Raw genomic sequence first — 23084 nt, forward strand, 5'->3', positions numbered from 1 at the left:
GAGTCGATGCGGCGCCGTCCCACGCACGGAGGGTAGTCCGTGCGGAGCCCCCCGTGCGAGGGCGTCCCGCTCAGGCGGGGGCGCCCGCCTCCTGCGTGTTCCAGCGCATGCGGAGCGTGAAGTCGGCGTGGCTGCGGTTCCGGCGGAGGTCCACCGTCACGTCGAGCGGGTCGACGACCGCCGTCGGCGACTGCGACTCGTCGTAGCCGAGCTGGACCTGGCCCGCGGCGATCTCGTCCGCCAGGGCGTGGAGCTGCCGTGCCACCAGGGCGCGGGTCGCCCTCTCACTCGTGTCGAAGACGTGCTTGACCATGCCGGTCCTCCCATCGCGTGTCGCGTGTGCTCCCTTCCCCTCGGCCGCGGGGCCCGCGGGCATGAGCCCGCGGGCCCCGGGGTCGCCGGGAGGTCGCGCCGCGACCGGCGTGGTCAGGCCGGCGTCCACCGCAGCCGGATGGCGAGCTCGGCGCGGTGCCGGTCCTGCGTCAGGTCGAGCGTGACGTCGACCGGGTCGACGATCACCGTCGGGGCGTGCGCCTCGTCGTAGGCGAGGTCGATGTTCCCGGAGGCGAACTGGTCGGCGAGGTCGCGGAGCTGACGCGCGACCAGCTCGTGGGTGGCCCTCTCCCTCATGTCGAAGACGTGGCGATGCATGGTGTCCCCCGATGTCCTGTGTCCGTACGTCCAGCGTAGTCCCACGGGGGCCCGCCCACCGGGCCGCGGCGCGGGTCCCGCTAGCCTCGGGCGATGCGCCTCGGCGTCCACCTGCCGCAGTTCCGGGAGCCGGTCCCCGGCGACGTGCTGTCGGCGGCGGCCCGCGACGCCGAGGAGGCGGGCGCCGACGACCTCTGGGTCTCGGACCACGTGCTGCTCCCGGTCGGGAGCACCCGCCCGCCCGCCGACTTCCACGACCCCCTGACGGTGCTGACCTGGGCGGCGGCGGCCACCACCCGGGCGGGCCTCGGCACCAGCGTCCTCGTCGTCCCGTACCGGCACCCGGTGCTGCTCGCGAAGTCGCTGGCGAGCCTTGACGCGCTCTCGGGTGGCCGGGTGATCGCGGGCCTCGCGTCCGGGTGGATGGAGTCGGAGTTCGCCGCCCTCGGCGTCCCGTTCGCGGGCCGCGGCCGGCGCACCGACCGGGCGATCGCGGTGTGCCGGGCGCTCTGGGCGGGCGCGACGTCGTACACGTGGGAGGGCGTGCGGGTCGACGGCAACGCGCTGCGGCCGCCGCCGGCGCGGCCCGGCGGCCCGCCCGTCTGGATCGGGGGCGACTCCGACGCCGGCGTGCGGCGCGCGGCGCGGACCGGCGACGCCTGGCACACGACGGTCTCCGACCCGGAGCGACTCGCGGGGCGGCTCGCGGTGCTCGACGCGGAGCTGGCCGCCGCCGGGCGCACCCGCGACGACGTCGCGGTGTCGGTGCGGGTGCGCGCGGACGTCGCCCGCGTCGCCGGGCTCGCGCCGCGCCTCGCGGCCCTCGGGGTCCGCCACCTGCTCGTCGACCCGCCCGCCGGCACCGACCCGCGGCGGCTCGGCGACGAGGTCGCCGCGCTCCGCCGCGTCGTGCCCCGCTAACGACCGCCGGGGGCCCGCGAACCCCGGACGGCACGGCACCGTCGTGCGGGTTTCCCGCAGACCGCCGTGGGCGAATGCTGAACCTGACCGCCGCAGGCCGGAAAGCCCTTGCCCCCGGGCCCTCGGGGCCGTAGACCGGTGGCGTGAACCCGACCGCGTACGCCATCGCCGTCGCCTACGGAGCCGTCAGCCTGGTGGCCGTCGTGGGCCTCCTCCTCATCTGGCGCTCCACCCACTCGGAGCGGCCGCGGAGGACGGACACCACCGACACCGCCCGCCTCGCCCACGGCGAGAAGGCCTGGTTCGCGATCGCCGTCGCCGCCCTCGGGGTGCTGCTGCTCGCGACGCTGCCGTTCATCCCGTACGGCGACAACGCCGCCGGGGCCGGCCAGCAGACCGTCGCCGTCGACGGCGCCCAGTTCGCGTGGACGATCACCCCGCGGCAGGTGCAGGCCGGGGTGCCGGTCCGGTTCACCGTCACGGCCGCCGACGTCAACCACGGGTTCGCCGTCTACAACGACGACAACGTGATGCTGTTCCAGATCCAGGCGGTCCCGGACCACAGCAGCAACATCGTCTACACGTTCGAGGAGCCCGGCCGCTACCAGGTGGTGTGCCTGGAGTTCTGCGGCGTGAAGCACCACGAGATGCTCACCACGATCACCGTGGGGCCGCCCGCATGAGCACCACCGCCGGCTACGTCGAGCCGCGACCGGTCGCCGACGCGGCCGACCGCGCGGTCGCCCGGTCGCTGACCCTCCGCTACGTCATCGCATCGACCGCGATCTTCCTGGTGAGCGGCCTGCTCGGCGCCGTGATGCGCCAGAGCCAGGCCGACATCTACCGCCTCGACGACAACGCCTTCTACGCCGTGATGACGGCGCACGGCCTCGGCGCGTTCGTCGGCTGGGCCGCCTTCGCGGTGATGGGCCTCGCATGGTGGGTGCTGAGCGAGGTCGGGTTCCCGATGGGGGCCCTCGGCGCCCGCCTCGCGCGCCTCGCGTTCTGGCTGATGGTCGTCGGCGTCGGCGGCGTGGTCGTGACGACCCTCGTGTTCGGCTTCGCCGGCTCGTGGGTGTTCCTCTACCCCCTGCCGTTCAACTCGGCGGGGCAGTGGGGCGATGGGGTGACCGCCGCGTTCTCCGCCTCGGTGCTGGTCGTCGGCCTCTCGATCATCGTCTGGTGCGTCGCGATCCTGGTCGTCGTCGCCGGTCCCGGGCTGCGCGGCCCCGGCGGGTCGCGGACGAACCGCGTGCTGACGGCCATGGGCTTCGGGATCCTCTGGCCGAAGAAGTTCCCCAGCGAGCGGCCGGTGCCCTACCCGGTCATCCCGCTGACGGTGATCGCCATCGACATGATCATCGCGACGCTCCCGCTCGCGGTGCTGCTGGTCGCGATGATCGTGCAGTCGTTCGCGCCCGGCGTGACCGTCGACCCGCTCCTCGCGAAGAACGTCCTCTGGTGGTTCGGCCACCCGGTCGTCTACCTGCTGCTCTTCCCGGCGGTCGCGATCTACTACCTGCTGGTGCCGCGCTTCGCGAAGCGGCCGCTGGTGGCGGGCAACATCATCGCCGTCGGGTGGACGATCGCCGTCATCGCCAACGTGACGGTCTGGGCGCACCACATGTACCTGGACTACCCCAACGGGCTCCAGGCGGCGATCAACACGACGATGGAGCCGATCACCTTCGCGCTGACGATCGTGTCCGCGCTGTCGCTCTACAGCCTGCTGTTCACGATCTACCGCTCCCGCTGGACGTGGAACGCCGCGACGACGGCCCTGTTCCTCGGCCTGGTGAGCTGGCTGCTGTCGGGGCTGTCGGGCGTCGTGAACGCGACGATCGCGTTCAACACCTTCGTCCACAACACGCTGTGGGTGGTCGGGCACTTCCACCACATGGCGCTGATGAACATCGGCATCGTGATCTTCGGGGCGGTCTACGCGTTCCTGCCGGGGCTGCTCGGACGCCCGCTCTACAGCGACCGCCTCGGCCTCTGGCACGTCTGGCTGACGTTCTCCGCCGGCACCGCGGTGAGCGTGGTCTGGCTGGTGCAGGGCCTCGACGGCGCGCCCCGCCGCTTCGCGGTGCTCCCGAGCCAGTACGACTCGACGAACCTCGCCGCGATCCCCCTGGTGGCGCTGCTCGGCCTGGCGCAGCTCCTCTTCGTCTGGAACCTCTACAAGACCCTGCGCGGGCACACGACCGCCGCGACGATGCGGGAGTCGCTCGCCGGCGTCCCCCGTCCCCGCCTCACGAGCCCCGCGCTGCAGGGCTTCGCGATGGTGGTGACGCTCCTGGTGATCGCGGGGCTCGGCTTCGGCGGGTGGGCCGTCGGCCGCGCCGCCGAGGACGACGTTCCCGACTACTACGTCCCCGTCGCCACCGAGCTCCCCGCGAACGCGACGCCGACGGAGGTGGGCGAGCAGGTCTTCACGTCGGCGGGGTGCGCGTCGTGCCACACCCTGTCCGCGGCGGGGGCGACGGGGGTCGTCGGGCCGAACCTGGACACCGTCGCCCCCGACGACGCCCGCGTCATCGACGTGGTCACGAACGGGCTGAACGCGATGCCCGCCTTCGAGGACCAGCTGAGCGAGGCCGAGATCGCGGCGGTCGCGACGTACGTGAGCGGGGCGACCGGGCCCTGACGGGCCTCCTCCCCCTCCACGCCGGGGACGCCGGGCACGCCGCCGACCACGCCGGCGACCTGGCGGGGAGGTGGAGCGCGGACCCGGTCGTGCTGGTCGCGGCCATCGTGGCCCTCGCGCTGTACGCCGCGGGGTGGCGGAGGCTGCGCCGCCGGGGCCGCCCCGACCTGGCGGGCGCCGGGCGGGCCGCGCTGTTCGCCGCGGGCGTCGTCGTGGTCGTCCTCGCCCTGGTCTCACCCCTCGACCCGGTCGGCGAGGAGTACCTGCTGTCGGGTCACATGCTCCAGCACCTGCTGCTCGGCGACGTCGGGCCCGTGCTGATCGTGCTGGGCCTCGCGGGGCCGCTGGCGCTGTTCGTGGTGCCCCGCCCGGTGCTGCGCACCGTCGGCCGGCGGCGGCCCCTGCGCGCCGCGGCGCGGTGGATCACGCGCCCCGCCGTGGCGGTGACGGTCTGGATCGTGGTGATGGCCGGCTGGCACCTGCCCGTCGCGTTCGAGTACGCCCTGGCGCACCGCTGGGCCCACGACCTCGAGCACGCGACGATGCTGCTCGCCGGGCTGCTCGTGTGGCTGACGATCCTCGGGGCCGTGCCCCGGCACCGCCTCGGCGCGGGCCGTCGCGCGGCGATCGCGGTCGGCCTGCTGGCGGCGGGGATGGTCGTGTCGCAGACCATCTTCCTGTCGGACCCCCTCTACGACGTCTACATCGACCAGCCCGAGCGCCTCTTCGGCCTGTCGCCGACCGCCGACCAGGTGCGCGCCGCGATGCTGATGACGACCGAGCAGATCCTGACCCTCGGCACGGCCGCCGGGCTCCTGGTGTGGCAGCACGTGGACCGGGCGGCGGACGTGGCCCGCGCGGAGCTGGCGGCGGCGCGCGGCCGGGAGGCTTGACGCGGCTAACGCCGTTAGCTTAGGGTCTGGCTAACACCGTTAGCCGACGACCACCGGAGGTCCCGATGTCCGCCCGCGCGCTCCACCCGCCCGCCCCCCTCCGGCGCCACCGCCGCGCCGCGTACGGCGTCGCGGCCGCCGGCCTCGCCTCCGCCGCCGTCGCCGCCTGGCTCATGAGCGGCACCGGCGGCTGGCAGCTCGCCGCCTTCGCGATGGGCCCCGACGTCGCCCTGCTCGCCGGGTTCGGCCGCGACCTCGAGCCGGGGCGGCTGCACCCCCGTGCCGTCCCCCTCTACAACGCGCTGCACCGCTTCGCCGGGCCCGTCGCGCTCACCGCGCTCGCGGTGACCGGCGTCGTCCCCGCCGGGTTCCTCGCCGGTGGTCTCGTGTGGGGCGCCCACATCGCGATGGACCGGTCCCTCGGCTACGGGCTGCGGACGCGTGACGGCCGGCAGCGCGTCTGAGCTCGGGCCGCGCGGGCGCGAGATCGTGGCGTCCGCGCGGGCCCTGCTCGACGCCGAGGGGGCCGGGGCGCTGTCGATGCGGCGCATCGCCGACACCCTGGGCATCCGGGCCCCCTCCCTCTACAAGCACGTCCCGGGCAAGGCGGCGCTCGAGGCGGCGGTGATCTCGGACGGCTTCGCCGAGATGGCCGGCGTCTTCGCCGACGCGGTCGCGACGGCGCCCCCGGGAGGGGAGCTGCACGCGCTCGGCCGGGCGTACCGCGCGTTCGCGCAGGACCACACGCACCTCTACCGGCTGATGACGTCCGGCGCGCTCGACCGCGAGCGCCTCGCGCCGGGGGTGGAGCAACGGGCCGGCGCGCCGCTGGTGGCCGCCGTGGGCGGCGACCCCGACCGTGCCCGCGCGGCCTGGGCGTTCGCCCACGGCATGGCCATACTCGAGGCCGACGGCCGCTTCCCGCCCGGCGCCGACCTGGACGCCGCCTGGCGGTGCGGCATCGCCGCCTTCCGCCGACCGGGGGACCCGTGAGCGCACGCGCCGCCGACACGCGCATCGACGAGATCCGGGACGCCCTCAGCCCGCTAGGGCCGGTCGAGGCCCGCCCCATGTTCGGCGGCCACGGCCTCACCGTGGACGGGGCGATGGTCGCGATCGCCACCGACGGGACGGTCTACCTGAAGACCGACGACGGGAACCGCGCGGCGTTCGAGGAGGCCGGGCTGGAGCCGTTCACGTACGCGTCGGCGCGGGGGCGGGTCACGACGTCGTTCCGGCGGGCGCCGGAGCCGCTCGGCGACTGGGACGTCCTCGGGCCCCTCGCGACGGGGTCGCTCGACGCCGCCCGGCGGGCGCTCGCCCGTCGCCGCACCCGCCGCCCGCGCCGGCACGCGGGATTGGGGGACGCGGACCGGGGGTAATGGCTCGGACGCCGAACCGGACACGGCGGAGGGTCATGGGGGACGAGGACACGCGGGGCGGGATCGCGGGCGGGTTGAGCCGCGCCATCGTGGTGCTGCGCCACCTCGTCGTGCTGGGGTGGATCGCCGCCGTGGTCGCCGCGGTCGTGTACCTGCCGGCCCTCGGCGGCTCCGGCGAGCTCGACCTCCCGCTCCCCGACGACGCGGCGCCGCTGACCGCCGAGGCCCGCAGCGCGGAGATCTTCGGCGCGCCGCTCACCTCGCGGACCCAGGTGCTCGTCACCCGCCCCGGCGGGCTGTCGGCCCCCGAGCAGGCGGAGCTCGCGCGGTTCGCGCTGAGCGTCAGCCGCGGCGAGGTGCCGGGCCTGGAGGAGATCGGCGCCGCGGTGCCGCTGACGAGCGCGGGCGGTGTCGCCCCGGGGGCGCAGGAGGGGGCGCCGGCGTCGATCCTCACGTACCTGCTGTTCCGCGAGCAGCGCTCCATCCCGCGGCAGATCGCCCTCGGGGAGGCCTACATCGCCCAGGCGCCCGTGCCGGAGGACGCCACGACGGCGCTGACCGGCTCGACCGCCGCCCGCGACCAGCAGCTCGGGACGATCAACGACCGCCTGCCCTGGGTCGTCGCGATCACGCTCGCCCTGATCGTCGTGGTCGTCGGCCTCGTGTTCGGCTCGGTGGTCGCCCCCCTCCTGGTGCTGGGGGTCGTGGGCGTCGCCTACGTCATCGACCTGCGGCTCATCGCGTGGGTCGGCGAGCACACCGGCATCGCCGCGAGCCAGGACATCGAGCCGGTGGTGTCGGCGCTGCTGATCGGCATCGTCACCGACTACGCGATCTTCTACCTGTTCCGCACCCGCGCCCGGTTGCGCGATGGCGACACCACGCGGGCGGCGGCCGCGGGCGCGAGCGCCCACATGATGGCCATCGTCGCCACGGCGGGTCTGACGACGGCGCTCGGCACCGCGACGCTGCTGGTCGGCGACGTCGACTTCTTCCGGGCGTTCGCGCCCGCCCTCGTCATCACGGCGCTGACGGGCGTCGTCGTGTCGGTGACGCTCGTGCCGGCGTTGCTGGCGCTGCTCGGGCGCGCCGCCTACTGGCCCCGCGGGGTCGGCGCCACGGCGTCGGGGACCGGTCCGCGGCGCGCCCACCGGGCGCCCCTGGCGACCCGCCTGCTGACCACGCGCGCCGTCGCCGCGCTGACCGCGGTGGTCGTGATCGGCGGCCTCGTGTTCGCCGCCGCGCAGATCCGCCACCTGGAGATGGGCCTCGGCCTCACCAGCGGGCTCGCCCCCGGCGCCGGCGTGACGGAGGCCGGCTTCGCGCCCGGCGTCACCGCCCCCACCGAGGTCCTCGTGGAGGGACCGGGGGCGGTCGACCCGGCGGTGCAGGGGCGCCTGCGCGACGCGCTCCGCGCGCAGCCCGGGGTGGCGGACGTGGTGGGACCTGCCGACCCGGTCCCGTCGCTCGCGCCCGACCTGGTGGTGTCGCAGGAGGCCCAAGCCTCGCGCTTCGCGGTCGTGTTCGACGCGCCGCCCACCGAGAGCGCCGCCATCGACGACCTCGAGCGGATGGAGGAGGCGTTGCCGACGCTGCTCGCCGGCGCGGGCGCCCCGCAGGCGACGGCGGCGCTCGCGGGGGACACGGCGATCGCCGCCGCCTCCGTCGACGCGATGACCACCGAGCTGCTGCGCGTCGGCGGGGCGGCGTTGCTCGTCAACCTGATCCTGCTCGCCGTGTTCCTGCGCGCCCTGGTCGCCCCGCTCTACCTGCTCGTCGCGAACGCCCTGACGGTGGCCGCGACGCTCGGCATCGCCACCTGGTTCTTCCAGGACGTCCTCGACCAGGGGCAGCTCGTGTACTACGTCCCCTTCGCGACGGCGGTGCTGCTGCTCGCCCTCGGGTCGGACTACAACATCTTCCTGGTCGGGGGCATCTGGCGGGCCGCGCAGACGCGGGGGATCGTGGAGGGCATCCGCACGGCGATGCCGCAGGCGTCGCTCACGATCACCGTGGCGGGGCTCGTGCTGGCCGGCAGCTTCGGCCTGCTGGCGCTGGTGCCGGTGGACGCCCTCCACCAGTTCGCGTTCGTGATGGCCCTCGGCGTCGCGCTCGACGCGTTCGTGGTGCGGGCGTTCCTCGTGCCCGCGCTGATCGCCCTGTTCGGCCGGACGGGGTTCTGGCCGGGGGCCCGCCGGGCCCTGCCTCCCCCCGGCGAGGAACCGGCCCCGGACGGCGCCACCGCCTGAACCTTCACACGACCGTGATAAGGTCGCGGACGGATGGCGCAGGAGACCCTCACGATCAACGAGGCCGCGGAGACGACCGGGTGGTCGCCCCGCATGCTGCGCTACATCGAGAGCATCGGGCTCGTGGTGCCGGAGCGGTCCCCCTCGGGGTACCGCCTCTACGGCGCCCCCCAGCTGCAGCGTCTGCGCACGCTGCGGGAGCTGCTCGACGACCACGGCGTGGCCCTCGGCGAGGTGGGTTTCGCCCGCCGGCTGCGCGAGGAGCGCGACCTCGCCTCGGCGGTGGACGGCTGGCTCGACGCCCGCCCGGTCCTTCCCGAGGCCGACATCACCCCGGCCGACTGGCTCCGGCACGAGCAGGACAAGCACATGCGCCTGCTGCGCCTCGCCGCCGCCCCATCGACGAAATGACGGAGACCGCATGACGACGTCCGCCCCGCTGGCCACCACCGACTTCAAGGTGGCCGACCTCTCGCTCGCCGCGTTCGGCCGCAAGGAGATCCGCCTCGCCGAGCACGAGATGCCCGGCCTGATGTCCATCCGCGAGGAGTACGCCGAGCGCCAGCCCCTGAAGGGCGCCCGCATCACCGGTTCGCTGCACATGACGATCCAGACCGCCGTGCTGATCGAGACGCTGACCTCGCTCGGCGCCGAGGTCCGCTGGTGCTCCTGCAACATCTTCTCGACCCAGGACCACGCGGCCGCCGCGATCGCGGTCGGCCCCGACGGGACGCCCGACGACCCGCGTGGCGTCCCCGTCTTCGCCTGGAAGGGCGAGACCCTCGAGGAGTACTGGTGGTGCACGGAGCAGGTGCTGCGCTGGCCCGACGGCGGCGGCCCGAACATGATCCTCGACGACGGCGGCGACGCGACGCTGCTGGTGCACCTCGGCAAGGAGTACGAGGCGAAGGGCCAGGTGCCCGACGACGCCACCGCCGGCTCCGAGGAGTTCAAGATCATCCTCGGCCTGCTGCGCCGCTCCCTGCGCGAGGACCCGAACCGCTGGACCCCGATCGCCGACGGTATCATGGGCGTGACGGAGGAGACCACCACCGGCGTCCACCGGCTCTACCAGCTGGCTGAGAAGGGCGAGCTGCTCTTCCCCGCCATCAACGTGAACGACTCGGTCACGAAGTCGAAGTTCGACAACCTCTACGGCTGCCGGCACTCGCTGATCGACGGCATCAACCGCGCGACCGACGTGATGATCGGCGGCAAGGTCGCCGTCATCCTCGGCTTCGGCGACGTCGGCAAGGGCTGCGCCGAGTCGCTGCGCGCCCAGGGCGCCCGGGTCGTCGTGACCGAGATCGACCCGATCTGCGCGCTGCAGGCCGCGATGCAGGGCTACCAGGTGGCGACCCTCGACGACGTCGTCGAGACGGCCGACATCTTCATCACCTGCACCGGCAACAAGGACATCATCACGGCCGAGGACATGGCCCGGATGAAGCACCAGGCCATCGTCGGCAACATCGGCCACTTCGACAACGAGATCGACATGGCCGGGCTCGAGCAGTACCCGGGCGTGAAGAAGGTCAACATCAAGCCGCAGGTCGACGAGTGGGTGTTCGAGGACGGCCACGCGATCATCATCCTGTCGGAGGGCCGCCTGCTGAACCTCGGCAACGCGACGGGCCACCCGTCCTTCGTGATGTCGAACTCGTTCTCGAACCAGACGATCGCCCAGATCGAGCTGTTCACGAAGAACGACCAGTACGAGAAGAAGGTCTACGTGCTGCCGAAGCACCTCGACGAGAAGGTCGCCCGGCTGCACCTCGACGCGCTCGGCGTGCGCCTCACGACGCTCAGCGAGGGCCAGGCCGACTACATCGGCGTGCCGGTCGAGGGCCCCTACAAGCCCGACCACTACCGCTACTAGTCCTCACGGGTACCGGGGCGGGCGTTTGAAGGGGCGCCCGCCCCGTGTTTCGCGTCAAGTACATGGGGCCGACCATTATTTATTGACAAGGGTCTGTTCCAGCACTAACATGGGGTCGCTACCATCTACTTTGGAGGGGCGGTCGATGTCCAGCGCCCACGGACTTCTCATCCGATTGGACCACCACATCCGGGCGATCGCGGAGATCCGCGAAGCCCTCGTCACCGAACTGGAGGGGGAGTCACCAACCCAGGGAGCGTGGCGACGCGTCCCGGTCTTCGACCAGAGCGACTTCCGCTACCCGTGGCCCGACGCGACGGAGGACGTGATCCCCGCGTTCCACGTATGGCAGGCCCCGTCCGACCTCGGGGGAGGGCTTTTCGGTGTCGGCGTCAATCTCGACCCGACCTCGGTCTTCGGTGGTCCCCGGAGGTACGCCGGCGTTTTCGTCCTCGGCGCCGAGGGGGGTTCCGCTCGGCACGTGGTCAACTTCAACGAGGACGACCAAGGCGGTTGGGCGGCGCTCATCAGGGGGGCGGGCGCCAGTGGCCGCGGCTACTTCCGCGTGGGCGATTCGCTGCCGGACGGCTACGAGGCCCTCGAGATCGCGCGCCACTCTGACCGACTCGCGAAGGGGTGGGACCGAGCGTGCGTGGTTGCCGGTCCGGATGACGAGATCACGATGCTGACGCACGCGGCGCTGCAGGCCCGCGACCGGGACATACGACCGATGGGATCGTGACGCGGTCCTGAGTCCCCGCGCGGAAGCTGGGAGGTGCCGGGGAGCCCGCACATCGGCGGGCTGGAGACCCAGCCCGCCGAGTACGAACGTCGCGTCGCCGGCTTCTTCGACGACGCGCTGGACGTGGGGAGCCCTAGACGCCCCAGCGCTTGACGGCGACGCGGTTCGGGTCGTCGCCGCGGTTGATCGCGTCGGCCACCTCGGCCTCGGCGATCTCCGGGGTCGGCGCCGGCGTCGTCTGCCGGGCGCGCACGGCGTCCCAGTAGCCCGTGCGGCCGTAGTGGCCGTAGGTGCGGTCCTCGTGCTCGCGGGTGAAGTCCTCGTCGCGCTCGAACGAGGGGCCCTCCCTGAGCTGGTCCTTGTCGTACGGCAGGACGAGGTACTCCTCGCCGTCCACCGACTCCATGCGGACGTCGTCGACGGGGATCATGTGGCGCTTCGTGCCGAACCAGCCGGTCTTCACGGCCAGGTAGCGCACGTACGAGCCCTGGTCGTCGACGTAGGCGTCGTCGACCGTGCCAACCTTGTCGCCGCTGCTGTCGCGGACCTCCATGCCCCCCAGGTTCTCCAGGGGCGGGATGGACGTCGTGGTCGGATAGTCCTCGGGGCCGAGGAGGCCGCCGGTGTCGTGATCGCGGCGGTCGTCGCGTCGTGTCGTCATGTCGCTCTCCTTGAGTGTCCGTGGGCCCGTGGATCGGGCACCTCTCAAATCGCGAGCTGAGATGGGATTCCCCCACCGCCCCGAAGCCGACCCACCCCCGGGTCCCGGGGGACCTGCCACGTTTGGATCCGCACGAACCGGGTTCGGACGGATCCCACCCGGGGATGGATGCGCCATGACGCGCATCGGCTGGCACGCATCCCACGAGCAGATCCCGCCCGGTCGCCTCCTCGAGGCGGCCCGCCGGGCCCAGGACGCCGGCTTCACCGTCGGGATGTCCTCGGACCACTTCTCCCCGTGGAGCGCCCGCCAGGGCCACTCGGGGTTCGCGTGGTCGTGGCTGGGGGCGGCCCTCGCCACCACCGACCTCCCGTTCCGCGTGGTCACCGCACCCGGGCAGCGGTACCACCCGGCGATCCTCGCCCAGGCCATGGCGACCCTCTGCGAGATGTTCCCGGAGCGGCTCTGGGTCTGCCTCGGGTCGGGGGAGGCGTCGAACGAGCACATCACCGGCGACCGGTGGCCGCCGAAGCCCGAGCGCAACGCGCGCCTTCGGGAGTGCGTGGACGTCATCCGCGCGCTGCTCGCCGGCGAGGAGGTCACCCACCACGGCCTCGTGACGGTCGACCGGGCGCGGCTCTGGAGCCGCCCCGCGACGCCGCCGCCACTCATCGGCGCCGCCGTCAGCGAGGAGACCGCCCGCTGGGCCGGCGGCTGGGCGGACGGCCTCGTGACGGTCCACCGGCCCCCCGCGACGTTGCGGCGCGTCCTCGACGCGTTCCGCGAGGGCGGCGGGGAGGGGAGGCCCACGGTGCTGCAGGTGCACGTCTCGTGGGCGCCGACCGAGGACGAGGCCATGGACATCGCGTGGGACCAGTGGCGCAGCAACGCCTTCGCCCCGCCGATCCCGTGGGACCTCGAGACCGTCGCGCACTTCGACGAGGCCTCCCGGTTCGTGCGGCCCGAGGACGTGCGGGAGTGCGTGCTCGTCTCCAGCGACCTCGGCCGGCACGCGGCGTGGCTGCAGGAGCTCGCCGCGCTCGGGTTCGACGAGATCAACATCCACCACGTCGGCCAGGAGCAGGACGCGTTCATCGACGCGTTCGGCCGCGACGTGCTGCCGGCGCTCGCATGAGCCGCACCGTCTCCGGCGACCTGTGGTGGCGCGACGCGATCGTCTACTGCCTCGACGTCCAGACGTTCCTCGACACCGACGGCGACGGCCACGGCGACCTCCGCGGCGTCAGCGAGCGCATGGACTACCTCGCCGGGATGGGCGTCACCTGCCTGTGGCTGATGCCGTTCTTCCCGTCCGCCGACCGCGACGACGGCTACGACATCCTCGACTTCTACGCCGTCGACCCGCGCCTCGGCACCCTCGGCGACTTCACGGAGATGGTCCGCACCGCGGGCGACCGCGGCATCCGCGTCGTCGCCGACCTCGTCGTGAACCACACCTCCATCGACCACCCGTGGTTCCGGAGCGCCCGCTCCTCACCCGACTCGCCGTACCGGGACTGGTACGTCTGGAGCGACGAGAAGCCGCAGGAGCGCCCCGGCGACCTCGTGTTCCCCGACGCCGAGGACTCGAACTGGGCCTACGACGAGGCGGCGGGCGCCTGGTACCTGCACCGCTTCTACACCGAGCAGCCCGACCTCAACGTCGCGAACCCGCAGGTGCGCGAGGAGATCTCGCGGATCGCGGGCTTCTGGCTGCAGCAGGGCCTCGCCGGCTTCCGCGTCGACGCCGTCCCCTTCCTCATCGAGCCGTACGGACTCCCGGAGGGGGCGGTCGAGGACCCCCACGACCTGCTCGCCGACCTGCGCGCCTACATCGGCCGGCGCCGCGGCGACGCGGTGCTGCTCGGCGAGGTGAACCTGCCCCCGCCCGACCAGGCGGTGTTCTTCGGCGCGGGCCGCCGGGAGCTGGACATGATGTTCGACTTCCGGGCGATGCAGACGATGTACCTGTCGCTCGCACGCGGCGACGCCGGTCCCCTCGCCGCCGCCCTCGACGCCCGCATCGACCCGCCCGACGAGTGCGGGTGGGCGGTCTTCGCGCGCAACCACGACGAGCTGACCCTCGACCAGCTCACCGACGACGAGCGCGGCGAGGTGTTCGCCGCGTTCGGCCCCGACCCCGACCTGCAGCTCTTCGACCGCGGCCTGCGGATGCGCGTGCCGCGGATGATGGGCGGCGACGAGCGGCGGGTCCGCATGACCTACTCGCTGGTGTTCTCGCTGCCCGGCGCCCCCGTCGTCTTCTACGGCGAGGAGATCGGGATGGGCGAGAACCGCGACATCCCCGGCCGCCTCGCGGTGCGCTCCCCGATGCAGTGGTCCGACGGCCCGAACGCCGGGTTCTCGACGGCCGCCCCCGGCGACCTGTGCCGCCCGGTCACGGACGCCCCCGGCTTCGACGCGGCGGCGGTCAACGTGGCGGCGCAGCGCCGCGACGAGGGGTCGCTGCTGAACTGGTTCGAGCGGCTCATCCGCCGGCGGCGGGAGTCGCCCGAGGTCGGCCACGGCGAGCACCGGCGGATCGACGCCGGCGACCCCGCCGTGCTCGCCCACGTGTGCGCGTGGGAGGGGCGGTCGCTGGCGTTCGTCCACAACCTGGCGGGGCGGCCGGCGCGGGCCGACCTCGGGGACCTCGCCCGCGGCGGGGTGGACGGCCTCGACGACCTCTTCGGCCGCCGCGACGCCGTCACCGAGGGCGACGACGGGCTCGTCATCGACCTCGAGCCCTACGGCCACCGCTGGTTCGCGGTGCGCCACGGCGCGGCGCCGTCCGCGGAGCTGGCGGGGTCGAGCCGCGACGCGCTCTACGCCCGGGCGCGGGACCTGGAGATCCCCGGCCGGTCGGACATGACCCGCGACGAGCTCGCCGTCGCGATCACCCGCCGCACCGGGGCGGAGGGCTAGCCGAGGCGGACGATGACGCCCTCGTCGGGGGCGATGCCGAGGGCGCGCACGTCGACGTCGTCCTCGACGCGGTCGGGGTCGGTGGAGAGCTCGAGCCGCGGGACGCCGGCGCCCGGCAGGTCGAGGTCGAGGCGCACCGCCTCGCGGGACATGTTGATCGCGATGAGCAGCCGCTCCCCCGGCGCCTCGCGCACCCACGCCAGCACCCCCGGTCCCGCGTCGAGGAGGGCCTGGGCGCCGTCGGGCGACAACGCCGGGGCCGAGCGCCGCAGGGCGATCAGCCGCCGCCACAACGACAGGTCGGACCGTGGATCGACCCGTTGCGCGGCGACGGCGAGGCGCTCGGCGTCCCCGACGATCGGCAGCCACGGCTCGCCGGTGGTGAACCCGGCGCCGGGCCCCGCCACCGACGGGCGCTCCCACGGGATCGGCGCCCGCTCGGGGTCCCGGCCGTCGAGGTCCACGATCCGGTCCGCGGGGACGTGCGCGTCGGGCAGGCCGAGCTCCTGCCCCTGGAACAGGAACGCGGTCCCGCGCAGGCCGAGCAGCAGCAACGCCGCCGCGCGGGCCCGCGCCGGCCCGTGTCCCCCGTCGTCCCACCGGGTCGCGACGCGCGGGTGGTCGTGGTTCTCGAGGCACCACGTCGGCCACGCGGCGCCCGTCGCCAGGCGCGTGAACTCGTCGATGACGTCGTGGAAGCGGGCGGCGTCCCAGGGGCAGCGCAGGAACACGAAGTCGTGCGCCAGGTGCAGCTCGTCGCCCGAGGTGAGGAACGTGACGAGGCGGCGCTGGTCGAGGACGTAGACCTCGCCCACCGCCATGCGGTCGTCGTACCCGTCGAGCAGGGCGCGGACGCGGCGCATGATCGCGTGCCCCGCCGGCCAGTCCTGGTCGCGCGGCCACTCCCCGGCGCCGGCGGGTGCGTCGGGTTCCTTGCCGAGGTCCTGGACGACGTCGATGCGGAACCCGTCGACGCCGCGGTCGAGCCAGAACCGCAGGGTGTCGAGCATCGCGTCGGCGACGGCGGGGTTCGCCCAGTTCAGGTCGGGTTGCTCCACCGCGAACGAGTGCAGGTACCACTGCCCCGTCGCCGGGTCGTGGGTCCACGCCGGGCCGCCGAACGTCGACTCCCAGTCGTTCGGCGGCAGGCCGCCGGGGCGCCCGTCGCGCCACACGTACCAGTCGCGGTGCGGGTCGTCCCGGGAGGACCGCGACGCGACGAACCACGGGTGGGCGTCGGAGGAGTGGTTCGGGACCCAGTCGATGATCACCCGGATGCCGAGGGCGTGGGCCTCCCCGACGAGGGTGTCGAAGGTCGCCATGTCCCCGAAGACGGGGTCGACGCCCGTGTAGTCGGCGACGTCGTAGCCGAAGTCCACCATCGGCGACGGGTAGAACGGCGACAGCCAGAGGGCGTCGACGCCGAGCCGCGCGAGGTGGCCGAGGCGGCGGACGACCCCGTCGAGGTCGCCGACGCCGTCGCCGTCGGCGTCGGCGAAGCTGCGCGGGTACACCTGGTACACGACCGCGCTCTTCCACCAAGGTGTCGTCATCGCGGCCACAGGTACCCCGCGGGGCGGGGGGCGACGCGCCGGCGGGTCAGGTGCCCGGCGGGCAGGCGAGGTCGGGCTTCTCGCCCGACAGGAACGACCAGTCGCCGAGCTCGGTGAGCGTGGCGCAGATGACGGGGACGGCGGCGGCGGCGCTGCCCGCCTGGGCGGAGCGGCGTGCCGCGACGAGGGCGGCGGCCCGCGCCTCGCGGGCGCTCTGGGCCTGCGCGGCGGCGCCGGCGGCGGCCTCCGCGCGGACCGCCCGGACGTCGGACCCCGTGGCGAGCCCCACCGCGCCCGGCCACGCGAGGATCAGCAGGTTCAGGGCGAGCGACACCGCGAGGAGCACCCCGCCGCCGATCATCCACCAGCGCCGGTGGCGCTCGCGCGCCTCCGCCCGCAGCTCGGCCTCGATCTGCATCCGCAGGGCGTCCGTGGTACCGCCCGGAGCGACCATCGCGTCCCTCATGGCGTCCCTGTTCGCCGTCCCGCGCCGGATCCCTGGCGTGGGATCGGGCCGCGCGGGTAGGGTCTCCAGGCTGGCCCCCGGGCCGCAGGACCGGCTTTCCCGAGCACCCGACCCGCGGAGGATCCACCGGTGGCGCCCATGAGCACCCCGGAGAACGGCGCGACGGCGACCCCGAGACCGGCGATCCGGCTGGAGGGGATCACGAAGCGGTTCCCGGGATCCGCACGCCCCGCCGTCGACCACCTCGACCTCGAGATCCCCCGCGGATCGATCGTCGCGTTGATCGGCCCGTCGGGGTGCGGCAAGACGACGACGCTGCGGATGATCAACCGCCTGATCGAGCCGACGTCGGGCCGGATCGAGATCGAGGGCGAGGACGTGACGGGCACGCCCGTCACGCGCCTGCGGCGCGGGATCGGCTACGTCATCCAGCAGGTCGGGTTGTTCCCGCACCGCACGATCGCCCAGAACATCGCGACCGTCCCCCACTCCCTCGGGTGGGACAAGGAGCGCATCCGCGCCCGCATCGACGAGCTCGTGACGCTCGTCGGGCTCGACCCCGAGATGCTGTCGCGGTACCCCGACGAGCTGTCGGGCGGCCAGCAGCAGCGCGTCGGCGTCGCCCGCGCCCTCGCCGCCGACCCGCCGGTGCTGTTGATGGACGAGCCCTTCGGCGCCGTCGACCCGATCGTGCGGGGACGGCTGCAGGACGAGCTGCTCGGCCTGCAGGCCCGTGTGCAGAAGACGATCGTGATCGTCACCCACGACATCGACGAGGCCATCAAGCTCGCCGACCGGATCGCCCTCCTGAACGTCGGCGGCATCATCGAGCAGTACGCCCCGCCCGACGAGATCCTCGCGGCGCCGGCGTCGGAGTTCGTCGAGCGCTTCGTGGGCGACGACCGCAGCTCGAAGCGCCTGACGCTCGCGCACGTCGCCGACCTGCCCTTCAACAAGGGTCCCGTGATCGACGTCGACGCGTCCGCCGACGACGCCCGCGAGGCCATGGCGACGCACCGCACCGACTGGATCGGCCTCGTCGACGACGGGACGTTCCTCGGGTGGGTCGACGGCCGCGGCCTCGACGGCGGGGGCGGCGTGCGGGACCTGCCGCGGGAGCGGCCCGCGGCGCAGGTGACGCCGGACAGCACGCTGCGCGAGGCGATGGAGATCATCATGACCTCCAGCACCTCGGTGGCGGTGATCGACGACGACGGTGGCTTCGGCGGCGTGGTGACCCTGGAGGGCATCCGCGCCTGCCTGGCGGAGGGAGTCCCGGAGCAGGTCGCGTGATCCTCCCGCTGCAGGCGGGCTCGAGCGAGCCCCTCGTCCGCTGGAACTACATCCGCGACCAGTGGGACGACATCCAGGCGGCGCTGATCGACCACATCCAGCTCACCGTCATCTCGGTGCTGCTCGGCCTGGTCCTGTCCGCCGGCCTCGCCGCCCTCGCGTTGCGCTACCGCTGGACCGCCGGTCCGATCACGACCATCTCGGCCGTGATCTACACCATCCCGAGCGTCGCGCTGTTCGGGATCCTGGTGCCCTACACCGGCCTGTCGAAGACGCCCGCCGTCATCGCCCTCACCGGCTACACGTTCCTGATCCTCATCACGGCCATCATGTCCGGGTTCCGGTCGGTGCCGCGCCCGGTGCGCGAGGCCGCCGACGGCATGGGCCTCTCGCCGCGCACGCGCGTGCTGACGGTCGAGCTGCCCCTGGCGCTGCCGTACATCATCACCGGGATCCGGGTGGCGACCGTGACGACCGTCGGCCTGGTCACGATCGCGTCGATCATCGGTCAGGGCGGGCTGGGCGACCTGATCCTCGACGGGCTGCGCCGCACCTACTGGACCCCGATGATCGTCGGCGCGGTCCTGTCGGTGGTGCTGGCGCTGGTGCTCGACCTCGGCATCTGGCTGCTCGGCCGGGCGGTGACGCCGTGGACCCGGCGGGGGCGGGCGGCGTGAACCTCATCGCCCCCCTCCAGGGGGTCTCCGTGCCGCGGAACATCGGGCTCTGGGAGTGGTTCTCCAACGGGGAGACCTGGACCGGCGAGGGCGGCATCCTGAGCTCGGTGGTGGAGACGCTGACCCTCTGCGCCGTCGTGCTCGCCGTGTCGATCGCCATCGCCGTGCCGCTCGCCGCGGTGCTCGCCCACCACCGCCGCGCCGAGCTCGGGGCCACCTGGATCCTCAACATCGGCCGCGCGATCCCGACGTTCGCGATCGCCGGCCTCCTCGTCCCGATCTCCCTGACGCAGGGCTACGGGTTCGAGCCGTGGCCGATCGGGATCGCGCTGACGATGCTCGCGCTGCCCCCGATCTTCCTCACCACGTACACGGCGGTGCGGCAGACCGACCCCGGTGCGGTGGACGCCGCGCGTGCGATGGGATTCACAGAACGCGACGTACTGGTCCGCGTAGAGTTGGCGCTCGGCGTGGGGCTGATCCTGGGTGGCATCCGCGTGGCCGCCGTCCAGGTGGTCGCCACGGAGCCGATCCGGGCGTTCCTCGGAGGTGAGGGCCTCGGCCGGTACGTGCGGGACGGGCTGGGACAGAACAACGACAGTCTCCTCATCGGAGGGGCGATCCTCGTGGCGGGGCTGGCGACGCTCACCGGTCTGGCGTTCGGAGCGCTCGAGCGCGTCGCCCTCCCGCGGGGGTTCCGCCGGCTGAGGCAGGTGCAGGTGCAGAACACTCGAACGGGGGTAGCTCGATGAGACGAAGGACCGTGCTCGCGATGATCGCCATGGTGGCGGCCGTCGCGATGTTCGCGGCCGCCTGTGGGGACGACGACGACGGCGGCGACGCCGCGTCGACGACGCCCGACGGGCCCACGATCACGCTCCGTGGACAGGACTTCAGCGAGTCGGTGACGATCGCCGAGGTGTACGGCCAGTACCTGGAGGCCAAGGGCTACGACGTGGAGATCCTCACGCCGGCCGGCTTCCGCACCGAGGCCATCGACGGCCTGCGCAACGGCGACCTGAACCTGATCATCGACTACATCGGCGGCTCCCAGACGGAGCTGGCGCCGGACGAGGACACCTCGGCCGACCCGGCGGAGGTCGCCGCGGTCATCACGCCGCTGTTCGCCGACATCGGCGCGACGGTGCTCGACTACTCGCCCGCCGTCGACGGCGACGCGTTCGTGGTGCGCGGTGACACCGAGGGCACGACCATCTCGGACGTCGCCGACGCCGGCCTGAAGTTCGGCGCCTCGTCGCAGTGCTTCGAGCGCCCGCAGTGCTTCATCGGCCTCACCGACCCGGACGTCTACGGCATCGAGTTCTCCGGCCGCACCACGCTGGAGTTCGGCCCGCTGCTCGGCGAGGCGCTGAAGGCCAAGGAGGTGGACGCGGTCATCTGGAACACGACCGCCCCGCAGATCGGGACCGAGGGCTTCAAGGTCCTCGAGGACGACAAGGGCCTCTTCCCGGCCCAGAACATCGCCCCGATCATCTCGACCGAGGTGCTCGACGCCTACGGCGAGCAGCTCTCGACCGACCTGAACGACCTGAGCGCGCAGATCACGACGGACGACCTGCTCGCCTGGAACACCGAGACGGACATCAACAAGGTGGAGTCCGACGAGGTGGCGAGCGACTGGCTGACGGAGAAGGGCCTCAAGTAGAGCGCCCGCGGCGGCGCCCGGGTCCCCGCGAGGGGGCCCGGGCCCGGCGCCCGGTCCCGTCCGCTCCGCCCGGCCGGGACGGTCAGCTCCTGCGGCGGCGCCTCTGCACGAGGCGGTCGGCCAGCGCCCCGAGCAGCGCCGACCCGATGATCACGTAGATCAGCCGGGACTCGCGCTCGAAGAGGATCCAGTCGACCTCGACCCGTCCGCGGTTGAAGAGGGCGAACAGCAGGACCACGAGCCCGATGACGGCGGCGGCCACGAGGCGGCCGACGTCGCGCTGCCCGGGCTCGCGCGACGCGGGTGTCCGATCGGCCATGGTGCCCCCTCGACGGTCGGTGACGGATCGCCCCGATGATAGGAGCGCGACCGGCGGGTTCCCGGCGTCGCCCGTCCGCGGGGTCCTTACGCCGGGGTCGGGACGCCCTCGGCGCGGGCGGCGACGGCGCCGCCGGCGACGGGGACCCGGGCGGCCCGCCGCCCGAGCCGCAGCGACATCACGAGAGCGAGGCCCATGAGGGCGAGCATCGGGAGCAGGGCGCTCGGGATGCCGTCGCCCCACCCGGTGTCGAGCAGGCGCCCGGCGATGAGCTGGGTGGCGACGGCCATGGTGAAGCCGCCGGTGTTGGCGAGGCCGGTGGCGCTGCCGCCGACGGCGGCGGGGTTGCCCTCGCGCGCCAGGTCGAACGCGAGCATCGACGCCGCCCCGCTGACCCCCGTCGCGACGAGCGTCGCCAGGATCAGCGCCGCCGGTGGGCCACCCGCCGGCCACAGCAGCGTCGCCGTCCACAGGGCGAGCGTCCCGCCGGCGACGGCGGTGAGCAGGGGACGCCGCAGGCCGCGCGCGCGGCCGACGGCCCACCCGAGGGCGGGGGCGCTCAGGCCGAACGACGCGACGCAGACCGCGAGCCAGATCCGCGCCGTCCCCGGCGCGACGTCCTGGCTGGTGACGAGGTACGGGTAGCCCCACAGCGCCGTGATGGCGACGAACGGCCCCATCAGGCCGAAGTGGGTCCAGAACGCGAGGCGCGTCGCCGGTCGCGCCCAGGCGGCGCGGAGGGTCGCGAGGACGGCGTCGTGCGCCGGCGGGGTCGCGGCGGCGGCGCCCGGCCGGTCGCGGACCCACCGCAGGCACGCGAGCGCGAAGAGGGCGGTGAGGACGCCGGTGCCGGCGAACGTGGCCGTCCACCCGGCTCCCTCGAGCGACAGCCCGAGGGGGACGGTGGTGCCGATCTGCCCGATCGCGCCGGCCATGCCGGTGAGGCTCGCGAGCAGGGCGTACCGGTGGGCGGGGAACCAGCTCTGCGCGATCCGCAGGACCGAGAGGAACATGAACGCGTCACCGACGCCGACGAGCGCCCGGCCGCCGAGCGCGAGGGGGGCGGACGTCGCGAGCCCGAAGGCGATCTCCCCGGCGCCCATCAGGACGAGGCCGATCGCCAGGGCGCGACGCGGGCCGATCCGGTCGGCGGCGAGGCCGGCGGGGATCGTCATCGCCAGGTACAGGCCGAGCTGCAGCGCCGAGAGGGTCGCGATGGTGCCGGGTCCGAGGTCGAACCGCTCCTGCGCGTCGAGGGACGCCACGCCGAGGCTCATCCGGTGGAAGAGCGCCACCAGGTAGAAGCCCGCCGCCAGCCCCCAGACCGTCCATGCGCTGCGCGCCATCCCCGCCCCCTCACGCGTACCTCTTAGATGCATGTTGTGTTTCTAGCAGTCGGCAAGGAGGATCGCCAGCGTGAGCGGCGGGCCATGCGGTATGGATACGACATGGCGACCGATGCCCCGCGTCCCGCGAAGGACCGCGTCTACGACTTCGTGAAGGAGCGGATCCTCGACGGCGCCTACCCCGGCGGCGAGCTGCTGTCCGAGGGCGAGGTGGCGGAGGCCCTGGCGGTGTCGCGCACCCCGGTCCGCGAGGCGTTCCTGCTGCTTGAGGCCGAGGGCCTGATGCGCCTCTATCCGAAGCGCGGCGCCCTGATCGTGCCCGTCTCCCCCGACGAGGTGCGGGAGGTGATGGAGACGCGCCAGATGGTGGAGGCCCACGCCGCCGAGCGGATGGCGGGGCTCGGCGACGACGCGGCGCCCCTCCGCGTCCGCCTGGCCGAGCTGCTCGACCACCAGGAGGCGCTGCTCGACGCCGGCGACCTGGCCGGCTTCGTCGAGGCCGACCGCGACTTCCACCACGCCATCGTCGCCGCGTCCGGCAACACGATCCTCACCCGCCTGCACGACTCGCTGCGCGATCGGCAGCGGCGCATGGTGGGGGCGACGGTGCGCCGCGACCCGGAGGTGACGCGCCGCTTCCTCTCGGAGCACCGCGGCATCGCCGACGCGATCTCCGCCGGCGACGGCGCCGCGGCCCGCGCCCGCGTGACGGCCCACCTGGAGTCGTCGCGCCGTGGCATCGAGGGGGCGGCGTTCACGGGCTCGTGACAGGGCGGCGGACCCCCTGGCCGGAGGGCCCCTCCCGCCCCTAGAG

The 23084-nt window shown here is 73.7% G+C and carries 25 protein-coding genes; 18 read left to right on the forward strand and 7 right to left on the reverse strand.

The genetic code is table 11. The annotated features are described in order from the left end of the window. Positions 1-70: 70 nt before the first annotated feature. Positions 71-313 (reverse strand): amphi-Trp domain-containing protein, encoded by a 243-nt coding sequence (locus tag IU369_RS17045; protein ID WP_217922178.1) that lies wholly within the window; start codon positions 311-313, stop codon positions 71-73. A 113-nt stretch (positions 314-426) separates the two neighbouring features. Then, a complete protein-coding gene (locus IU369_RS17050) occupies positions 427-651 on the reverse strand; it encodes an amphi-Trp domain-containing protein (protein WP_217922179.1) in 225 nt (74 codons plus the stop codon). A gap of 93 nt (positions 652-744) precedes the next feature. Here IU369_RS17050 and IU369_RS17055 point away from each other — a divergent pair, with 93 nt between their 5' ends. The 11 genes from IU369_RS17055 to IU369_RS17105 all read left to right on the forward strand — a co-directional run bounded on the left by IU369_RS17055 (position 745) and on the right by IU369_RS17105 (position 11364). Beyond that, the gene (locus tag IU369_RS17055) at positions 745-1572 is read left to right on the forward strand and encodes a TIGR03619 family F420-dependent LLM class oxidoreductase (RefSeq protein ID WP_217922180.1); all 828 of its coding nucleotides are present in this window, start codon (positions 745-747) and stop codon (positions 1570-1572) included. A 143-nt stretch (positions 1573-1715) separates the two neighbouring features. Then, on the forward strand, positions 1716-2255 hold the full coding sequence (locus IU369_RS17060) for a cupredoxin domain-containing protein (protein ID WP_217922181.1): 540 nt from the start codon (positions 1716-1718) through the stop codon (positions 2253-2255). Further along, positions 2252-4219 carry a cbb3-type cytochrome c oxidase subunit I gene (locus IU369_RS17065; protein ID WP_217922182.1) on the forward strand — a complete coding sequence of 656 codons (1968 nt, stop codon included), beginning with the start codon at positions 2252-2254 and terminating at the stop codon, positions 4217-4219. The genes IU369_RS17060 and IU369_RS17065 overlap by 4 nt, the downstream gene beginning before the upstream one ends. Before the next feature lie 89 nt (positions 4220-4308). Next, on the forward strand, positions 4309-5112 hold the full coding sequence (locus IU369_RS17070) for a cytochrome c oxidase assembly protein (protein WP_217922183.1): 804 nt from the start codon (positions 4309-4311) through the stop codon (positions 5110-5112). 65 nt (positions 5113-5177) lie between these two features. Next, positions 5178-5576, forward strand: a complete 399-nt coding sequence (locus IU369_RS17075; protein WP_217922184.1) for a DUF4260 family protein — start codon at positions 5178-5180, stop codon at positions 5574-5576. Further along, positions 5554-6105 (forward strand): TetR/AcrR family transcriptional regulator, encoded by a 552-nt coding sequence (locus IU369_RS17080; protein ID WP_217922185.1) that lies wholly within the window; start codon positions 5554-5556, stop codon positions 6103-6105. Before IU369_RS17075 ends, IU369_RS17080 begins: the two co-directional genes overlap by 23 nt. Further along, positions 6102-6494: a TfoX/Sxy family protein gene (locus IU369_RS17085; RefSeq protein WP_217922186.1), complete on the forward strand. Its 393-nt coding sequence runs from the start codon at positions 6102-6104 to the stop codon at positions 6492-6494. Before IU369_RS17080 ends, IU369_RS17085 begins: the two co-directional genes overlap by 4 nt. A gap of 35 nt (positions 6495-6529) precedes the next feature. Beyond that, complete coding sequence (locus tag IU369_RS17090) at positions 6530-8743, forward strand: MMPL family transporter (RefSeq protein ID WP_217922187.1); 2214 nt, start codon at positions 6530-6532, stop codon at positions 8741-8743. Between the two features lie 33 nt (positions 8744-8776). Then, positions 8777-9154: a MerR family transcriptional regulator gene (locus IU369_RS17095; protein WP_217922188.1), complete on the forward strand. Its 378-nt coding sequence runs from the start codon at positions 8777-8779 to the stop codon at positions 9152-9154. Positions 9155-9164: 10 nt separating this feature from the next. Then, complete coding sequence (gene ahcY, locus IU369_RS17100) at positions 9165-10622, forward strand: adenosylhomocysteinase (protein WP_217922189.1); 1458 nt, start codon at positions 9165-9167, stop codon at positions 10620-10622. 145 nt (positions 10623-10767) lie between these two features. Then, positions 10768-11364 carry a hypothetical protein gene (locus tag IU369_RS17105; protein ID WP_217922190.1) on the forward strand — a complete coding sequence of 199 codons (597 nt, stop codon included), beginning with the start codon at positions 10768-10770 and terminating at the stop codon, positions 11362-11364. Between the two features lie 133 nt (positions 11365-11497). Here IU369_RS17105 and IU369_RS17110 read toward each other — a convergent pair whose 3' ends face one another. Then, complete coding sequence (locus tag IU369_RS17110; RefSeq protein ID WP_217922191.1) at positions 11498-12025, reverse strand: PRC-barrel domain-containing protein; 528 nt, start codon at positions 12023-12025, stop codon at positions 11498-11500. Between the two features lie 175 nt (positions 12026-12200). On the opposite strand from IU369_RS17110, the gene IU369_RS17115 reads away from it, so the two are divergent. Together IU369_RS17115 and IU369_RS17120 are read left to right on the forward strand one after the other, a co-directional pair. Continuing rightward, positions 12201-13160 carry a TIGR03885 family FMN-dependent LLM class oxidoreductase gene (locus IU369_RS17115; RefSeq protein WP_217922192.1) on the forward strand — a complete coding sequence of 320 codons (960 nt, stop codon included), beginning with the start codon at positions 12201-12203 and terminating at the stop codon, positions 13158-13160. After that, positions 13157-14950, forward strand: a complete 1794-nt coding sequence (locus IU369_RS17120; protein WP_217922193.1) for an alpha-amylase family protein — start codon at positions 13157-13159, stop codon at positions 14948-14950. The genes IU369_RS17115 and IU369_RS17120 overlap by 4 nt, the downstream gene beginning before the upstream one ends. Here the strand turns inward: IU369_RS17120 and IU369_RS17125 are convergent. After that, positions 14947-16503 carry an alpha-amylase family glycosyl hydrolase gene (locus IU369_RS17125; RefSeq protein WP_217922194.1) on the reverse strand — a complete coding sequence of 519 codons (1557 nt, stop codon included), beginning with the start codon at positions 16501-16503 and terminating at the stop codon, positions 14947-14949. The genes IU369_RS17120 and IU369_RS17125 overlap by 4 nt on opposite strands. 46 nt (positions 16504-16549) lie before the next feature. After that, positions 16550-16969, reverse strand: coding sequence for a hypothetical protein (locus tag IU369_RS17130; RefSeq protein WP_217922195.1), 420 nt, complete (start codon positions 16967-16969; stop codon positions 16550-16552). A 138-nt stretch (positions 16970-17107) separates the two neighbouring features. On the opposite strand from IU369_RS17130, the gene IU369_RS17135 reads away from it, so the two are divergent. The 4 genes from IU369_RS17135 to IU369_RS17150 are packed head-to-tail and all read left to right on the forward strand — an operon-like array spanning position 17108 to position 20605. Beyond that, positions 17108-18262, forward strand: coding sequence for an ABC transporter ATP-binding protein (locus IU369_RS17135; protein ID WP_246551553.1), 1155 nt, complete (start codon positions 17108-17110; stop codon positions 18260-18262). Next, a complete protein-coding gene (locus tag IU369_RS17140; RefSeq protein ID WP_217922197.1) occupies positions 18259-18939 on the forward strand; it encodes an ABC transporter permease in 681 nt (226 codons plus the stop codon). The genes IU369_RS17135 and IU369_RS17140 overlap by 4 nt, the downstream gene beginning before the upstream one ends. Beyond that, entirely contained in the window at positions 18936-19691 is a 756-nt protein-coding gene (locus tag IU369_RS17145) for an ABC transporter permease (protein ID WP_217922198.1), read from the forward strand. The genes IU369_RS17140 and IU369_RS17145 overlap by 4 nt, the downstream gene beginning before the upstream one ends. Then, a complete protein-coding gene (locus IU369_RS17150; protein WP_217922199.1) occupies positions 19688-20605 on the forward strand; it encodes an ABC transporter substrate-binding protein in 918 nt (305 codons plus the stop codon). Before IU369_RS17145 ends, IU369_RS17150 begins: the two co-directional genes overlap by 4 nt. An 82-nt stretch (positions 20606-20687) precedes the next feature. On the opposite strand, the gene IU369_RS17155 is transcribed toward IU369_RS17150, so the two are convergent. Together IU369_RS17155 and IU369_RS17160 are read right to left on the reverse strand one after the other, a co-directional pair. Further along, positions 20688-20924 (reverse strand): LapA family protein, encoded by a 237-nt coding sequence (locus IU369_RS17155; RefSeq protein WP_217922200.1) that lies wholly within the window; start codon positions 20922-20924, stop codon positions 20688-20690. An 86-nt stretch (positions 20925-21010) separates the two neighbouring features. Then, positions 21011-22270: an MFS transporter gene (locus IU369_RS17160; RefSeq protein ID WP_217922201.1), complete on the reverse strand. Its 1260-nt coding sequence runs from the start codon at positions 22268-22270 to the stop codon at positions 21011-21013. A 102-nt stretch (positions 22271-22372) separates the two neighbouring features. Here IU369_RS17160 and IU369_RS17165 point away from each other — a divergent pair, with 102 nt between their 5' ends. Continuing rightward, positions 22373-23038: a GntR family transcriptional regulator gene (locus IU369_RS17165; protein ID WP_217922202.1), complete on the forward strand. Its 666-nt coding sequence runs from the start codon at positions 22373-22375 to the stop codon at positions 23036-23038. Positions 23039-23084: the final 46 nt, after the last annotated feature.

The sequence above is a fragment of the Miltoncostaea oceani genome (assembly GCF_018141545.1).
GTDB classification, from domain to species: Bacteria; Actinomycetota; Thermoleophilia; order Miltoncostaeales; family Miltoncostaeaceae; genus Miltoncostaea; species Miltoncostaea oceani.

Bases quoted from the DNA above. Each gene is read 5' to 3' on its own strand.
- IU369_RS17095 (WP_217922188.1), top strand. From the start codon at position 8,777: ATGGCGCAGGAGACCCTCACGATCAACGAGGCCGCGGAGACGACCGGG.
- IU369_RS17115 (WP_217922192.1), top strand. From the start codon at position 12,201: ATGACGCGCATCGGCTGGCACGCATCCCACGAGCAGATCCCGCCCGGT.
- IU369_RS17065 (WP_217922182.1), top strand. From the start codon at position 2,252: ATGAGCACCACCGCCGGCTACGTCGAGCCGCGACCGGTCGCCGACGCG.
- IU369_RS17160 (WP_217922201.1), bottom strand. From the start codon at position 22,270: ATGGCGCGCAGCGCATGGACGGTCTGGGGGCTGGCGGCGGGCTTCTAC.
- IU369_RS17090 (WP_217922187.1), top strand. From the start codon at position 6,530: ATGGGGGACGAGGACACGCGGGGCGGGATCGCGGGCGGGTTGAGCCGC.
- IU369_RS17105 (WP_217922190.1), top strand. From the start codon at position 10,768: ATGTCCAGCGCCCACGGACTTCTCATCCGATTGGACCACCACATCCGG.
- IU369_RS17150 (WP_217922199.1), top strand. From the start codon at position 19,688: ATGAGACGAAGGACCGTGCTCGCGATGATCGCCATGGTGGCGGCCGTC.
- IU369_RS17165 (WP_217922202.1), top strand. From the start codon at position 22,373: ATGGCGACCGATGCCCCGCGTCCCGCGAAGGACCGCGTCTACGACTTC.
- IU369_RS17130 (WP_217922195.1), bottom strand. From the start codon at position 16,969: ATGAGGGACGCGATGGTCGCTCCGGGCGGTACCACGGACGCCCTGCGG.
- IU369_RS17120 (WP_217922193.1), top strand. From the start codon at position 13,157: ATGAGCCGCACCGTCTCCGGCGACCTGTGGTGGCGCGACGCGATCGTC.
- ahcY (WP_217922189.1), top strand. From the start codon at position 9,165: ATGACGACGTCCGCCCCGCTGGCCACCACCGACTTCAAGGTGGCCGAC.
- IU369_RS17050 (WP_217922179.1), bottom strand. From the start codon at position 651: ATGCATCGCCACGTCTTCGACATGAGGGAGAGGGCCACCCACGAGCTG.
- IU369_RS17110 (WP_217922191.1), bottom strand. From the start codon at position 12,025: ATGACGACACGACGCGACGACCGCCGCGATCACGACACCGGCGGCCTC.
- IU369_RS17055 (WP_217922180.1), top strand. From the start codon at position 745: ATGCGCCTCGGCGTCCACCTGCCGCAGTTCCGGGAGCCGGTCCCCGGC.
- IU369_RS17045 (WP_217922178.1), bottom strand. From the start codon at position 313: ATGGTCAAGCACGTCTTCGACACGAGTGAGAGGGCGACCCGCGCCCTG.
- IU369_RS17155 (WP_217922200.1), bottom strand. From the start codon at position 20,924: ATGGCCGATCGGACACCCGCGTCGCGCGAGCCCGGGCAGCGCGACGTC.
- IU369_RS17135 (WP_246551553.1), top strand. From the start codon at position 17,108: ATGAGCACCCCGGAGAACGGCGCGACGGCGACCCCGAGACCGGCGATC.
- IU369_RS17125 (WP_217922194.1), bottom strand. From the start codon at position 16,503: ATGACGACACCTTGGTGGAAGAGCGCGGTCGTGTACCAGGTGTACCCG.
- IU369_RS17075 (WP_217922184.1), top strand. From the start codon at position 5,178: ATGTCCGCCCGCGCGCTCCACCCGCCCGCCCCCCTCCGGCGCCACCGC.